The organism is Streptomyces sp. NPDC091376, from assembly GCF_044757085.1.
GTDB lineage: Bacteria > Actinomycetota > Actinomycetes > Streptomycetales > Streptomycetaceae > Streptomyces > Streptomyces pratisoli.
In genome coordinates, this window is the sequence record NZ_JBIVUF010000010.1 from 121,103 (window position 1) to 135,147 (window position 14,045).

A 14,045-nucleotide genomic window follows, 5' to 3' on the forward strand; every position below is an offset into this window, starting at 1 on the left:
GTGGGTCACATGGTTCGGGTGGGTCACCTTCGCTCCACTCGTACCGGGCGTGGGCGGCGACGTCACCAGGGCGTGCCCGGGCCGGGGACAGATCCGGCCATCCGGCGGCGGGTGGGGTCCGCCCGCCCGCGTCCGCCGTGTCAGCACCGGCGGCCGAGGGCTCGGTGGCCCCGTCGGCGCACGTCAGCGGTCGAACAGCGCGGCCCGGTCGTGGGTCTCGTACGCGCGCAGCAGCGCCGCCTCGTCCTGCGCCGTCAGGACGCGGTACCGCCGTTCCGTTCCCGGGCGCCACCACACGGGGTCGTCGCAGCGGAAGCCCTCGCGGCGCAGGGCGACTCGGTGGATCTTGTTGGTGGCGGTGAGAGGGAGACAGGGTGCGACGCGGACGAAGCGGGGTGGCATCTTCGTGCCGAGATCGGGCTGGGCGTCGAGGAAGGCGGCGAAGGCCGAGGGGTCGAAGGCCGCGCCGGCGCGGAGGGTGAGGGCGCACATCACCTGGTCGCCGGCGACCGGGTCGGGGACGGCGTAGACGGCGACGCCCGCCGCGGCGTCCCAGCGGGCGAGGATGTTCTCGATGAGCGCGGCGGCGAGGTTCTCGCTGTCGACGCGGAGACGGTCGTCCGTACGGCCGGCGAAGTAGAGGAAGCCCTCCGCGTCGCGGTAGAAGAGGTCTCCGCTCCAGTACCAGCCGCCCCTCAGCCGCTCCGCTTCCGCCGGGGCGTTGCGCCAGTAGCCCTCGAAGGGGCTGGGGCCGCGGTTGACCAGCTCGCCTATCGCCCGGTCACCGTTGAGCAGCCGGCCCTCGCCCGAGAAGCGCGCGGTCTCGCACTCCGCGCCGCTCGACGGGTCGACCACCGCGAGGTCGCCGCCGGGCGCGGCCCGCCCGATCGCGCCGCGCGGGGTGTCCGGGGTGCGCTGGATCGCGGCACCGCCCTCGGAGGAGCCGTAACCCTCCACGAGCCGGGCCCCGAACCGGGCCTCGAAGCGTTCCGCGTCCACCGCCCCGGCCTCCGTGCCGAAGCCGAGCCGCAGGGTGTGGTCCCGGTCGTCGTCGCGTTCCGGGGTGGCGAGCAGGTACTGCACGGCCCGCCCGACGTAGGTGAAGTACGTGGCCCCGTAGGCCCGTATGTCGGAGAGGAAGCACGACGCGGAGAAGCGGCGCCGCAGGGCCACCGACGCTCCCGCGAACAGCGCGGGCGCCCAGTCGGCGATCACGGCGTTCCCGTGGAACAGCGGCATGCAGATGTAGTGGACGCCGTCGGACCGCAGGCCGAAGTGGCCGACGAGCGCGCCTCCGGCCGCCGCCAGCCGCCCCTGGGTGCAGATCGCGGCCTTGGGCGCTCCGGTCGAGCCGGAGGTGAAGTAGAGCAGCAGCCGGCTGCCGGGCCGCACGGGGCGGCCCGGCAGGGCGGCGATGTCGTCGGGCCTCGCGCCCTCGTACGGTGCGAGGAGTCCGGCGTAGGCGTCGCTGTCGGTCACCAGCACCCGTACGCCCGGCAGTTCGAGACCGTCGAGCAGGGGAAGGTGCGCGCGCTCGGTGACCAGCACACGGCATTCGGTGTGCAGGATGTCGCGGGCGAGTTCGGCCCCCCGGCGGGTCGGGTTGATCCCGGCGACGGCGGCCCCTGCGAGGGCCGCCGCACTCAGCCAGAGGGGGAACTCGGCCGTGTTGTCGAGCAGGATCCCGAGGTGCGGCTCGGCGCCCCGGGGCAGCAGGTCGGTGAGCAGTGCGGCCCTCGCGGCGGCGCCGGAGGCGACCTGATGGTGGCTGAGCACGAGATCCTCGTGTCTCAGCCCCACCCGGTGGTCACCCCATCGGCGCTGGACGAGCTCCGCGACGGTCGTACCGCTCGTACCGTTTCCCGTGACGCCCATGGGGCGGCACGGTAACTGACCTCCTGTCAGAACTGAACGTCCGAGCAGGCGTAGAACGCGTTCGCGGTGTCATGGACGGTCCACACCGCCAGGATCACGTGGCGGCCGGACTTCGACGGGAGCGTGCCCGAGTGACTGAGGCTGCTCGGCGGCTGCTGACCGTTGTAGGGCAGGGTCAGGAACGGCTGGGGGTCGAGGGCCGCGCGGGTGAGCGGCTGGTTCGGGTTCCACCCGTTCTTGGTGATGTAGTACTTGAAGTCGGTCGTCCGGTGGTTGGCCGTGAACGTCCACCGGAAGGTGTAGTTCTGGCCCGAGGAGACCTTGGTCGTGGGCCAGGCCCCGCCGCGCGGGTCGTCGAGCTGCGCGAAGCGGCTGTTGCCGCCGGCGCAGATCGTTCCGTCGGCCGGACCCGCCGCCGGGAAGCCCTTGAGCCCCTCGACACTCTGCGGTTCCCACTGGATGTCGCCGCAGTTCGTCACCGTTCCGTTGGCACAGTGCTTCTGTCGACTGAGCGGACTGTCGGTGTAGCCGTGACTGCTTGCGCTTCCCGTGGCGAGCAGGGTCGTCCCCGCCACCGCGAGACCCACCATGGCCGCGCCTATTCGCTTTCGCATGCTGTCGCTCCTGGAAGTACGTGGGGGAGTTCGGAGTTCCGTGAGCCGTGCCGTGCAGCTGCGCTTGTGCGGTCGTGCATATTCCGGTCTAGACCAAGTCCCAGATTATTGACGAACTTTGAACATGTCCAGACCAATCACGGCGTCTCCGCGGACCCCGCCCTCGCCGTGCAGAAGGCGACCGTGAGATCCCGGACGAGGGCCTTCCGCTCGTAGTCGTCGAACTCCACGAGCCCGCGCATGGTGAGCCGTTGCACCGTGTCGTCCACCGCGTCGACCACCGAGCCCAGCACCGTGTCGCGGCGCTCCGCCTCCAGGGCGGCGATACGGAGACGGCGCATCGCCGCGGCGACCTCCGGCGCGTACTCGATACGCGTCGGCTGCGCGGAGAAGACATCGATCCCGACCGGGGCGCACTCCGCCGACAGCGTCTTCGTCAGCGCGTCACCGACGGCCTCGGCGTTGCGCAGCGTCGGGCGCAGCTCGGGCACGGAACCCGTGCCGTCCGACGAGGGAGCGGCGTCGGCGGGAAGCTGGGAGAGCACCCGGGCCATCGCCGCCTCGACCTGTTCGCGCAGATACGCCTCGTGGTCCGCGACTCCGAGCACCGCGCGGGCCGTGTCCCGGATCCGCCAGACGACGAGCACGACGGCTTCGAGCGCGGTGCCGTTGGCGTCGACCGCCGGCATCGGCTCGCTGCGCCAGTGCCGCAGGCGTACGTCGACACGGCGGCGCAGCAGCAGCGGGCTCACCCACATCAGGCCGGTACGGCGCACGCTGCCGCGGTACTCGCCGTACAGCGTCAGCACCCACGCGTGGCCCACCCGGCCACGGCCGAGCCCGCCGAGCGAGAACAGCGCGAGCGTCACCATGAGCGCGAGCACCGCCCACTGGAGGAACCCGAGGCCCCGGTACGGCCGCTCGGACACCCCGAACAGCGCCGTCACCTCCGGAGGGAAGGCCCCGGCCCAGTGCAGCACGGCCGCACAGCCGGTGACTGCGGTGAGCCCGGCGAGCAGTGCCGCCCAGCCGGGCAGGACGGGTCCGGGCCGCTCGATCAGCCGGGGGTCGGCCGGAGGCGCGGGCCGCCGGCTCGGCGCGACGAGGGACGGCGCGGCGCGGCGTCCGGTGGGCAGCGACACCCTCGGCATGGCGACCGTGTCGGGTCCTCCGTCGCCGTCGCGATCACCGCCGCCCTCCTTGGCGGACTGCTTGGTTCCGTTGGCCGCCCCGGTTCCGTTGGTCGCGTGGGTTCCGTGGGTTCCGTCGGCCCTGCCGGAACCGCCCGCCCCGTTGGCTCCGTTGACCCGGCCCGACCCGGCGACGTTCTCCGCCGGGCCCGAGGTCGTCGCCACGGCGTCGCGGTACAGCAGATGCACGGGGATCGCGCCGGAGGTCTCGGTGCCGATCACGACCGTCCGCCGGCCGCCCACGCCGCTGAACTGGCGCTCGAACCCGACGGGCGCCGGCAGGGCATCACCCTTCGGCTCCGCGGTCCCGGTCGCGGTCCCGTACTCGGACTTGGGCAGGGACTTGGGCTCGATCTTGGGCTCGGCCCTGGGGTCGATCCTTGGCTCGGTCCTTGGCTCGGTCCTTGGCTCGGCCTCGCCAACGGCCTCGGCTACGGATGCGGATGCGGCTTCCGTCGCCGCGCCGGTGCCGGACACGGGCAGGACCATGGTCTCGTCACCCGGCTCGGACACGACCTGGGTCACGGCACGGGAACCGGCCTCGTCATCGAGGCCGGGCGGGTCACCGGCCGCGCCGCCCGGGGCCGGTGGCCCCGTGTGACGGACCGGGACCGACGCGGCCGTGAGCCTGCCGAACGGGAGCGGTGGACCGGGAGGGTCCTCGGAAAAGGGAGTGGTGGGGGTCACCGCGGTTGCCTCCTCGCGGGATCGGTGCACATCGGGTTGGTGGGTCATGAGAAGAGCCGCCGCCAGGTCTCGGGGCCGGGGTAGCCGTCCGCCGCTCCGCCGCGCCAGCCCTGGGCGCGCTGGAACGCCTCGACACTGCGGCGGTCCGCCTCGCTCCAGCGGGGACCGGGGGCGCCGGGGTCGGACGGGTAGTGCTTGCCGAAGCCCCGCTTCACCAGCTGCCGACGGAGCTTCTCCACATGGCTGTTCGACCGGCCGGGGCGGAAGTGCCCGCGCCCCGGGTAGCCCGGTACGGACACGGCGTGTGCGGACGCCGCGAGTCCGGACACGGTCGGTGCAGGGGCTGCCCGTCCGGCCGCCCCCGCACGCAGGTTCGTCTGGCCCATGTCGTTCAGGAGGCGGCGCCAGGTGTACGGGCCGGGCAGGCCGTCCGCCTCCACGCCCGTCCAGCCCTGGGCGCGCTGGAACGCCTGCGTCGCCCGCCGGTCCGACTCGCCCCAGCGCGATCCCGGACCGGCTGGGTAGTGCTTGCCGAAGCCCCGCTCCACGAGCAACCTCCCGAGCTGGGTGACGTACTTGTTGTCCCTGCCGGGCCCGAAGACGCCCGTGCCCGGGAACGCGCCCGCGGTCGCCCCCGCGGTCATGCCCGCGATCTGCGCGCCGAGGGTCTGCGCGTCGGCCGCGGCGGCAGAAGCCGCCGCCGCTGCTGCTGCGGCGTCTGCGGCCGCGGTGTCCGGTGTGGTGACGTCCGCCGCGCCGGCGTCCGCGGCGGTGACGCCCTTGAGCGCCTTGTAGCGGTAGGCCACGTAGCTGTTGGAGTTGGTCCAGTACGCCATCGGTGTCACCTGCTTCCGGGCGTTCGGCTTCGTCTGCTCGTAAGCGACGTACTTGGTGTGCGCGCTGTCCGACCAGCCGCCGAAGAGCGTGACGTGGGATCCCTTGGACGGATTGCTCAGGTTGTGGAACAGCAGGATGTCGCCGGGCTGCAGGTTCTTGCGCTCGATGCGCACCCCGAACTGAGCCAGGCTTCCGGTCCATTCGTTGCCCGGGAGGTTCCACGCCATCGAGACATAGCCCGAACAGTCCTGCCGGTAGCCGTCCACCCAGTACCTGCTCATGGAGTACGGCACCTTGGTGTTCACCCAGCGCTTGGCGCGGTTCATGATGTCGGCCCGGTTCATCTTGCGCAGGCCGGCCGTACCCGCCGGTCCGGGGATCGGACTGCCGTGCAGTGGTCCCTGTCCGCCCTGCGGGGTGTCCGGTTCGGGTTCCGTTACGGGCTCCGGCACGGATCCCGGCTTCGGTACGGATCCCGGCTCCGGTACGGATCCCGGCTTCGCCTCGCGCCGCCGCTCGCCCGCCCGCCCCGGCCCTGGTTCCGCAGGTCCACCCGGCCGGGCGCGGCCCACCCGGGCGGTGCCCGCGGCCGCCGCCGGTGTCCGCGCCGCCGTTGCCCCCACCGCCCCGTCGGGGACCGCCGACTTGGGGACCGTCGCCGACGCGGTCGGCTCCGGGTCCGCGGCAGGGGAGCGCGCGTCCCCGGGAACGGCGAGCGCATCCGCTCCCCCACCGCTCAGGACCGCTCCCGCTGCGGTGACCAGTACGACGGCACGGCGGGCGCCGTGCGCGGCCGGGTACCCCCCGGCCCGCACCGGCAGGGCACGGGCCAGCCGGCGCCGCTGCTGGGCGCACCCGGGGCAGGCGCAGTCGGCGGCGGGCTCGTACTCCTCGAACACGGGAACGGTCATCTGTTCCCCTCCAGATTCACCACTCTCATCCGTCATGACAAATCGCATTTTGACGGAGCAAAGCGAAAAAACGACCATCCGACAGGCCGGAAGCCACAAGGAACCCGCAAGGGGATGTCCGGAGCAGCCTCGGAGGTCGGGTAAAGTTCTCCCGGTCAGCAGGCGCCGCTAGCTCAGTTGGTTAGAGCAGCTGACTCTTAATCAGCGGGTCCGGGGTTCGAGTCCCTGGCGGCGCACAAGCGATCAGTTCGCTGACCTGGGCGTCCTCGGCTTCCGAGGGCGCCCTTTCGCATGCGCGCGAAAGCCCGCCGGGCGCCGGGCGGCCGTCGCCGGGAGCCCCCGGACGCCGGGGTTTGCGGTGGCTCCCCGTGTGGTCGTGGGCGGCGGTTTGGTCTTCCGGTGTCCGAGCGGGAAGAATCCACCGGGTGGCCAACGCACTGCAGGAATTGGTGAAGAGCCGGCTGGAGCAGCAGGGCTGGTCCTACGGAGACGTGGCCCGGCGCGGAGACATCCCCCGTTCCACCGTGCACCACCTCGCCACCGCCGAACGCGTCACCCGCATGCCACAGCAAGCCACGCTCGAAGGCCTGGCCAGAGGACTCGAACTACCCCTGGACACCGTCCGCAGAGCCGCGGCCGAAGCCTGCGGAATCCACCTGTACTTCGAGGAAACCCCCGGCACACCCGCCGACCCCGAAGTCGCCACCCTCATCGCCAGCGTCCAGCAGCTCTCCCCCGCCGACCGCCGACACGTCACCGCACTCGTCGAATCCCTCCTGCGCACCACCCACCCACCCAACACCCACCCAGACACAGAGACCGACGCAGACACCGTCGCAGATACCGGCACAGGCACCGACGCAGACACCGACTGAACGGGACCACAAGCCGGACCGGCTGCCGCGCTCAACGCTCGCTCAGCGTCCGCAGCCAGCCGATCACGGCGTTCACCGTGTGGAAGTCGAGTTCGGCGATCCGGGCGACGGCACGGGAATCGGTCAGCCGCACCGGGACGCATGCCGCGTCCAGGGCGCAGTGCAGCATCACCTGATGGGCCTGGGTCGCCGGCAGGTCCTCCCCCACCCGCAGCTGGGGGCGCAGATACGCGGAGATGGGCAGCGGCGGTGTCGGGAACGACGGGTATTCCATGCTCATGGTCGGATCGCTCTCTCGTTCAGGCCGGAAACCTCTTTGGAGTCGGCCGGGTACGGCGCCGTTCGTCGGCGGAGAGACCCTGGAGTCCGGCGCGGCGCATCAGGAGCTGCACCGTGCCGTGGCTGACCGCGATGCCGTGGCGCGAGGTCAGTTCGTCGTGGATGCGCCGGTATCCATAGGTCCCGTGCGAAGCGGCGTGGATCGCGGAGATGACTTCTGTGAGCCAGGAGTGGCGGACGGAACGTGCGGAGGGAGGACGGGAACGCCAGGTGAAGTACCCGGACTCGGTCACCCCCAGGACGCTCGTGGCGATCCGCACGGACAAGCCCTCGTGAGCCATCACGCGTACTGTCTCGAATCGTCTTTTGGGGACATCGCGTCCCGAAGCAGCTCGGTCGCACGCCGGAGGACGGCGACCTCGGTCTCCAGTTCCGTGATGCGTCTGCGTGCCGCCATGAGTTCCGTCGCGGCGTCGGGGAAGTACCGCTGGTGCCGCAGTTGCGGCAGGTATCTGCGCCGCCACTGGTACAGCGTCCGCTCGCTGAGGCCGAGGTCGACCGCGACCTTCTTCACGGGCTCGCCCACGACCAGCAGGTCGAGGGCCCGACGACGCACCTCGGGTGGGTAACTCATGGATGGTGGTCCTCCGGAGGACTGGAGACGGGTTCACCCGCCGGCTCGGGGAGGGGTCCCCGAGCCGGGAGGCGGGTGGGTTCGGTGCCGAGCGGCGGGCAGACCTCGTCCGCCACGCACTAGTCGATGTGGCGCCGCAGGGTGACGGTGGGCCGGAAGTTCTGCAGCGGGTTGACGGCCTCGCTGCGGGGTGCGGCCGCCAGCGCCCCTCTGAGCAGGTTCACGACCTCGGCGGCCAGGGAGTCGGCGCGAGTCCTGACGGTGCTGATCGGCTCGCGGCTGCGCTCCAGTTCGCCCAGTCGCCTTTCGAGCCGGGCGAGTTCGTTCCTGACCTGGCGGCTCAGCGTGAACGAGTGCGGGGTGGAGACGATGAACTGGTAGGCGCCGGCGAACGTCTGGCAGCCGTCGCAGTGGTCGTTGACCGCACGGCTGGTGTTCGCGGCGTTCAGGCGCGTGATCGTGCCGGTGACGGTGACGACCTGGAAGGACAGGGCCACGGAGCGGCACGGGTTGTCGAGCGAGCAGCCCGTGGAACGGGCGACCGCTCTGTTGCGCGCGCCGACGCCGAGGCGCGTTCCGAGCTCATGGACCGCGAACTCGTCGTCGTAGTCGAAGCGGTGCCTGGGTCCGGCGTTCGCGTGTGCTTCGTCCACCGCGATGCCGACATAGCGGTTGCCGGTCGATACGGACGATGCCGCCCCGGCCGGGCTCGCCGTGGCGAAGCCGGCCGTACAGGCGGCGACGAGCATGCCGAACCGTGCGGCTCTGCGGCCGCCGTGGCCGGTGCGTGGCTTTCGGTGCGTCATCGGGGTGCTCCTTTGTGGACGTACGAGGAATCGGGAAAGGCGATCAGGGCCGGAGAAGCGGAGGGGCGATCCGGCCTAGGGCTCCTCCGTCGCGCTCTGCGACTCCGAAGGGGTCACCGAGGGCGAAGGGGATCCGGACGGGGTGGTGCTCGGCGTCGGCGAGGTGCTGGGGCCGGCAGAAGGCGACGCCGAGGTACGACTCGGACTCGGCTTCGGGCTGGTCGGCCCTGGTGTCGGCGCGTTCGTCACGGGGCTCGCGGACGGGGAGCCGCTCGTGGTGGCGGCCGGGCTGGAGGGGGTGGCGTCCGAAGTCGCCGTGGGCGCGGGGGTCTCGGGCGGTGCGGTGGGGAGGGCCGGGTCCGGGGTGGCGGGGGTGGGCCGCTCCGCGGCGGGGGCCGCAGCCGTCGGGCGGACCGTGGGGACACCGGGCTGGAGGATGGGGGCGATGGGCGGCTGCCGCGGCAGCGGCTCCGGGGTCATACCGGTCAGCCACGCCGCGCAGAGCGCGCCCGATCCCACCAGCACCCCGCCCCAGACGGCCACCCGCAGCCGGGTGTTGCCCTCCGTGGCCCGGGCGATGACCTTCACGAGCCGACCCACCAGCCGTACGGCGAGGTAGGTCGCGCCGGCCAGGGGGCAGATGAGCATGAAGCTCCCGACGACCCCGACGAGACCGGCGGAGGTCTGGCCGTCGGCGAAGGCCGACCAGGTCCCCGCCACCTGTTCCGCCAGTGAGCGCAGGCTCGTGGTGAGCAGGCGGGGGAGGTTCCACAGGACGTAGCCGAGTTCGGCGGCGATCAGCGGCACCATGGTCACGACCCATGCGGTGACCATGATCCTCGCGGGCCGCTTCAGCCCGGCCACCTCCGGGGACGGCGCACGTCCGGGCAGCATGGACCGCAGGATGGGCTTGATCTTCCCGAAGAGGTCGGGAATTCCCGCCAGGTCCCCGAGGATGTAGTAGCCGTCCAGCCTGACCACCGGCAGCAGCTGCTCCAGGATCTCGAAGTGCACGAGGTAGATCGCGGCGAGGAAGAGGGGCTGGCCCGTGAGGACGTACGCCAGGGCGAGCCCCAGCACGAAGACCACGTTGAAGTAGATCCCGCCCAGGTCGGTCCGGATCCGGCCGGTCCGCCCGATGCGGTAGACATCGGTGACTTCGGTGTACATCGAGGGCCAGATCAGGAACAGGCCGCAGCCGATGCTCCCGGGGCGCGCGCCGCCGTATCTGCACGCCGAAGCGTGGCCGAACTCGTGGAAGACCAGCGATGCCACGATCAGTGCGAAGACGGCGAGCATCAGCACAGGCTGTTCCAGCACCTGCAGCACCGGCGCGATCGCTCCGTGGACGGCGAACAGCCAGACGTCCACGCACAGCGCCGCTGACAGCACCAGGACCACGACCGGTGGCCGGTGCAGCCAGGCGAGCGCCGCGGCGATACGGGCCACCTGCCGCTCACGGAAGATCACCCGATGACCCTTGAGGACCAGGAGGAGGTCGGTGGTGGGACCGGCGACCTGATCGCCCTCCTGTCCGAAGGGGACGGTGATGCCGAGCGGTTCGAGCTTCTGCTCGATGAGGTACTCGATGTTGTCGGCGCTGACCTCCCGGCCGTAACGCCCGCTGACCCGGTACGAGACGGTCTCGGTGTCGCGTACGCCGTCGATGGCCTGGGCCACCAGGTAGAGCAGCCGGGAGAGCTGGACCACCTGCCCGTCCCCCCGGCGGACCAGGTACTTGCGCTCCGTGAAGCCGGACCCCTGGTACTCGCCGAGGAACTGGAGTCCCGCACCGAGGCGCGGAACGGGAAACAGCGTCTCCGTGTATTCGTACGGGTGAGCCACGTCGCCCGTTTCGCAGGCCGCCGCCCCCACGGGACCGGGGTGGACCTTCTGGCTTTCGGTCACCGTCCTGCTCTTCCTCCCCGGTGCGGGCCGCGCCCCCAGGAACGCGGCCCGCACACGACGGGCTCGTTACTGGCTGATCGAGATGGACTGGGTCGCCTCGGAGGCCGCGACGGCGTCCGGGGAGTCGATGTTGGCGGCGAGCGACTCGTTGTGGGCGCTGACGTAGGCGATGCGCTCGCTCACGTTCGTCGTCCGGACGAAGTTGAACCGCAGGCGGCCCAGGGCCTCGCGCCCGGGCAGCAGTTCGGCGGCGGCCTCGGCGTTGAGCTGGTCGTTGTTCACGGTGGAAACCCTTTCGGGAGGAAGCGCCGGCTACTGGCTGACGCTGATGGACTGGGCGGCGGACGAGGCCGCGATGGCGTACGGGGAGCTGATGTTGGTCGCGAGCGACTCGTTGTGGGCGCTGACGTAGGCGATGCGCTCGCTCACGTTCGTCGTCCTGACGAAGTTGAACCGCAGCCGGCCCAGGGCCTCGCGCCCGGGCAGCAGTTCGGCGGCGGCCTCGGCCTCGAGCTCTTCGACGTTCATGGTGGAAACCCCTCTGGGAAGGAAGCGCCGCTACTGGCGGACGCTGATGGACTGGGAGGCGTCGGAGGCCGCGACGGCGTCGGGCGAGCAGACGTTGGCCGCGAGCGACGCGTTGTGGGCGTCGACGTAGGCGATGCGCTCGCTCACGCTCGTGGTCCTGACGAAGTTGAACCGGAGCCGGCCCAGGGCCTCCCGTCCGGGCAGCAGCTCCGCGGCTGCCTCGGCGTCCAGTTCTCGCATGCCGAGCATGGGTGGGTCCTTTGCGCGAAGGGCATGGGCGGACCGCGCCCGTTCCCGAACGCGTCCATCCATGCCGGACGATCTGTCTGACGAGATTGGACAGTAGGGCTCCGCGAAGTCACCGACAAGCGACCTGAATATCGCGCCCGCCACGGCGAAGACCGCCCATGCCCACCAAAACCGCAGGCAGGAGAGATGACGGGCGACGACGGAACCGACGCCGGCCCGCGCGGAGCCTCACCCGATCGGCTCAATCCCGCCGATTCCCACCGGCAACGACAGGGCTCCTGATGGCTATCCTCTCGTGCCTCAAGACGGGTGAACCGCCCGAAACCTCCGCGAGAGGGGTGCACGTGCTTGTCGTCCCCAAGGCTTCAGCGACCGCCGTCGTCCGCGACAGGACGGGAGAGCCGGTCGTGCTGCTGACCGGTGAACTCCCCTCCGCCCTCACCCCGTCCGGCGTGGACGAACTGCTGAACCTGGCCGCCGCCGTACTCGGGGCGGAGGAACTGGAACTCTTCCGGCGCTGCCTCGCGGCACTCCGCTGCGGCGAGCGACTCCGCGAAACCCGTATCGAGATGGACGGAGCCGTACTGACCATCTACCGCAGCTGAGCGGCGAGGGCAGCGACTGCACGCAACTCGGGGCGGAATTCCGTGCGACGACGGAGCATTCCGGCAGCTCCCGATTCCGTCCGCATCGGACCGCAGGAATTCTTCAACCCGGGACCCGGTGCAGCCTAGTTGCAATTTCCGCCATTCCACGCCCATACCCAAACTGCCCGCGAAACGCCGCAGTTGAGTCACCCTCGCGAGTGTTCTCAGGCACCGCCGCCACACGTCGCGGAATCCTCACCAAGCAAAGCTCAGCGCCCGTTCGCCCGGCTTTCGCAACAGTGCCGGCAATGCGCCGACAAGACCTCTCCGCCCGCATGCGCGAATGAATCCGGAGACGCGATCCGCGTATGGTCCGGAGGGCCACCAGAAATCCCTTCGAACCAGGAGAAAAATGGTGAGAACATTCGCACGCGTCTTTGCGACGGCGGCCCTGACCGCGGCCGCGGCCGCCATTCCCCTGACGGGCACGGCCATCGCCGCACCGGCCCATTCACCCGTCGCCGCACAGCAGTTCCGCGACGTGGAGCGCTGCGCCGACCTCGGCCATCGGCGCGTCGGGCACCACGTCCGGGACCGCCACCGGAACCGGTGGGACCGCGACTGCCGCCGCCTGTGGGAGCGCCGCTCCGCACACAGGGCGCACTGGTACGACACCGACAGGAGGTACCGCAACCACGCCGGATACGGCTGGGATTGCGGTCGCCGGTTCTGATCCGGCCTGATGCGCCGCCCGATCCGACGGGCGGTCGGCGTGGGCTCCCGGAGACGGCTCCCGGGAGCCCACTGCCGTTCGCGGATCAGTCGCGGTAGATGGTCAGTACCGCTCCGTCCACCTCGATACGGGTTTCGCGGAGTCGCTCGCCGCAGCGCAGTGCCGCGAGGCAGCGCCGGAAGAGTTCCAGTTCCTCCGCCCCGAGTACGGCGGCGGCCAGGTTCAGCAGCTCGTCCACGCCGGACGGGGTGAGGGCGGAGGGGAGTTCACCGGACAGCAGCACCACCAGCTCTCCCGTCCTGTCGCGGACGACGGCGGTCGCGGAAGCCTTGGGGACGACAAGCACATCCACCCCTCTCGCGGAGGCTTCGGGCGGTTCACCCGCCTCGGGGAGCGAGAATAGACCCGCAATCGCCCGCATTTCAGGGCTATCTGATACTTCGCCAGCAAATGCATCAAACGAATGCGCCATACGTGCTACCGGCCCGAAGTCTCCGATCTCCATCGAAATGACACGTCCGCTCTCACGTCGCCGACGTGCACCGGAAGCCGAGATCCGGCCCCGCCGACACCACCCTGCGGCCCTCCCGGATGTCGCCGGGTACCGGCAGCCGGTCCGGCTTGTGGTCCCCTTCAGTCGGTGTCTGTGCCGGTGTCGGCGTCTGCGTCGGTGTCTGTGCCGGTGTCTGCGTCGGTCTCTGTGTCTGGGTGGGTGGTGCGCAGGAGGGATTCGACGAGTGCGGTGACGTGTCGGCGGTCGGCGGGGGAGAGCTGCTGGACGCTGGCGATGAGGGTGGCGACTTCGGGGTCGGCGGGTGTGCCGGGGGTCTCCTCGAAGTACAGGTGGATTCCGCAGGCTTCGGCCGCGGCTCTGCGGACGGTGTCCAGGGGTAGTTCGAGTCCTCTGGCCAGGCCTTCGAGCGTGGCTTGCTGTGGCATGCGGGTGACGCGTTCGGCGGTGGCGAGGTGGTGCACGGTGGAACGGGGGATGTCTCCGCGCCGGGCCACGTCTCCGTAGGACCAGCCCTGCTGCTCCAGCCGGCTCTTCACCAATTCCTGCAGTGCGTTGGCCACCCGGTGGATTCTTCCCGCTCGGACACCGGAAGACCAAACCGCCGCCCACGACCGCACGGGGAGCCACCGGAAACCCCGGCGTCCAATGTCATCGGACAGTTTGCCCAGGGCCCGCCCATGGCCCGCCCAGGGCGATCGGACACCCCCCCCCGGAGGCTCCGGATCCCCTTGCGATCACGTCCCCGCTCCGAGAGCCTGTCCTGAGAGTCCGCGGCCCCAAGGGGTCCGCGGGCTCAAACAGTTGCGACTTGGGTGATT

At 71.0% G+C, this 14,045-nt stretch carries 17 protein-coding genes and 1 tRNA gene; 4 read left to right on the forward strand and 14 right to left on the reverse strand.

Going from position 1 to position 14,045, the window contains the following annotated elements; translation table 11 throughout:
• Positions 1 to 183 precede the first annotated feature (183 nt).
• The 4 genes from ACIQMR_RS22235 to ACIQMR_RS22250 all read right to left on the reverse strand — a co-directional run bounded on the left by ACIQMR_RS22235 (position 184) and on the right by ACIQMR_RS22250 (position 6,114).
• Positions 184 to 1,875, reverse strand: a complete 1,692-nt coding sequence (locus tag ACIQMR_RS22235) for an AMP-binding protein (protein WP_401389876.1) — start codon at positions 1,873 to 1,875, stop codon at positions 184 to 186.
• Positions 1,876 to 1,901: 26 nt separating this feature from the next.
• Positions 1,902 to 2,489: a lytic polysaccharide monooxygenase gene (locus ACIQMR_RS22240; RefSeq protein WP_266373905.1), complete on the reverse strand. Its 588-nt coding sequence runs from the start codon at positions 2,487 to 2,489 to the stop codon at positions 1,902 to 1,904.
• Positions 2,490 to 2,626: 137 nt separating this feature from the next.
• Positions 2,627 to 4,366, reverse strand: a complete 1,740-nt coding sequence (locus tag ACIQMR_RS22245) for an SPFH domain-containing protein (RefSeq protein ID WP_401389880.1) — start codon at positions 4,364 to 4,366, stop codon at positions 2,627 to 2,629.
• 44 nt (positions 4,367 to 4,410) lie between these two features.
• On the reverse strand, positions 4,411 to 6,114 hold the full coding sequence (locus tag ACIQMR_RS22250; protein ID WP_401389883.1) for a peptidoglycan-binding protein: 1,704 nt from the start codon (positions 6,112 to 6,114) through the stop codon (positions 4,411 to 4,413).
• Between the two features lie 162 nt (positions 6,115 to 6,276).
• On the opposite strand from ACIQMR_RS22250, the gene ACIQMR_RS22255 reads away from it, so the two are divergent.
• Positions 6,277 to 6,350 (forward strand) — tRNA-Lys (locus tag ACIQMR_RS22255).
• Positions 6,351 to 6,539: 189 nt separating this feature from the next.
• Positions 6,540 to 6,989 carry a helix-turn-helix domain-containing protein gene (locus tag ACIQMR_RS22260; RefSeq protein WP_401389886.1) on the forward strand — a complete coding sequence of 150 codons (450 nt, stop codon included), beginning with the start codon at positions 6,540 to 6,542 and terminating at the stop codon, positions 6,987 to 6,989.
• A gap of 31 nt (positions 6,990 to 7,020) precedes the next feature.
• Here ACIQMR_RS22260 and ACIQMR_RS22265 read toward each other — a convergent pair whose 3' ends face one another.
• From ACIQMR_RS22265 to ACIQMR_RS22300, 8 genes are all read right to left on the reverse strand, one after another.
• The gene (locus ACIQMR_RS22265; RefSeq protein WP_401389889.1) at positions 7,021 to 7,269 is read right to left on the reverse strand and encodes a hypothetical protein; all 249 of its coding nucleotides are present in this window, start codon (positions 7,267 to 7,269) and stop codon (positions 7,021 to 7,023) included.
• Between the two features lie 19 nt (positions 7,270 to 7,288).
• Entirely contained in the window at positions 7,289 to 7,609 is a 321-nt protein-coding gene (locus ACIQMR_RS22270; protein WP_401389892.1) for an IS3 family transposase, read from the reverse strand.
• Complete coding sequence (locus tag ACIQMR_RS22275; RefSeq protein ID WP_401389895.1) at positions 7,609 to 7,902, reverse strand: transposase; 294 nt, start codon at positions 7,900 to 7,902, stop codon at positions 7,609 to 7,611. Before ACIQMR_RS22275 ends, ACIQMR_RS22270 begins: the two co-directional genes overlap by 1 nt.
• 119 nt (positions 7,903 to 8,021) lie before the next feature.
• A complete protein-coding gene (locus ACIQMR_RS22280) occupies positions 8,022 to 8,708 on the reverse strand; it encodes a hypothetical protein (protein WP_401389898.1) in 687 nt (228 codons plus the stop codon).
• 75 nt (positions 8,709 to 8,783) lie between these two features.
• Positions 8,784 to 10,616, reverse strand: coding sequence for a hypothetical protein (locus tag ACIQMR_RS22285; protein ID WP_401389901.1), 1,833 nt, complete (start codon positions 10,614 to 10,616; stop codon positions 8,784 to 8,786).
• A gap of 66 nt (positions 10,617 to 10,682) precedes the next feature.
• Complete coding sequence (locus tag ACIQMR_RS22290) at positions 10,683 to 10,898, reverse strand: hypothetical protein (RefSeq protein WP_363058406.1); 216 nt, start codon at positions 10,896 to 10,898, stop codon at positions 10,683 to 10,685.
• Positions 10,899 to 10,928: 30 nt separating this feature from the next.
• Positions 10,929 to 11,144, reverse strand: coding sequence for a hypothetical protein (locus ACIQMR_RS22295; protein ID WP_401389904.1), 216 nt, complete (start codon positions 11,142 to 11,144; stop codon positions 10,929 to 10,931).
• Between the two features lie 30 nt (positions 11,145 to 11,174).
• Positions 11,175 to 11,384 carry a hypothetical protein gene (locus tag ACIQMR_RS22300; protein WP_401390309.1) on the reverse strand — a complete coding sequence of 70 codons (210 nt, stop codon included), beginning with the start codon at positions 11,382 to 11,384 and terminating at the stop codon, positions 11,175 to 11,177.
• Between the two features lie 353 nt (positions 11,385 to 11,737).
• Here ACIQMR_RS22300 and ACIQMR_RS22305 point away from each other — a divergent pair, with 353 nt between their 5' ends.
• Positions 11,738 to 11,998: a hypothetical protein gene (locus ACIQMR_RS22305; RefSeq protein WP_401389907.1), complete on the forward strand. Its 261-nt coding sequence runs from the start codon at positions 11,738 to 11,740 to the stop codon at positions 11,996 to 11,998.
• Positions 11,999 to 12,392: 394 nt separating this feature from the next.
• Entirely contained in the window at positions 12,393 to 12,713 is a 321-nt protein-coding gene (locus ACIQMR_RS22310) for a hypothetical protein (RefSeq protein WP_401389910.1), read from the forward strand.
• An 85-nt stretch (positions 12,714 to 12,798) separates the two neighbouring features.
• Here ACIQMR_RS22310 and ACIQMR_RS22315 read toward each other — a convergent pair whose 3' ends face one another.
• Together ACIQMR_RS22315 and ACIQMR_RS22320 are read right to left on the reverse strand one after the other, a co-directional pair.
• Positions 12,799 to 13,059 carry a hypothetical protein gene (locus tag ACIQMR_RS22315; RefSeq protein ID WP_401389913.1) on the reverse strand — a complete coding sequence of 87 codons (261 nt, stop codon included), beginning with the start codon at positions 13,057 to 13,059 and terminating at the stop codon, positions 12,799 to 12,801.
• A gap of 287 nt (positions 13,060 to 13,346) precedes the next feature.
• Positions 13,347 to 13,787, reverse strand: a complete 441-nt coding sequence (locus ACIQMR_RS22320; RefSeq protein ID WP_401389916.1) for a helix-turn-helix domain-containing protein — start codon at positions 13,785 to 13,787, stop codon at positions 13,347 to 13,349.
• Positions 13,788 to 14,045: the final 258 nt, after the last annotated feature.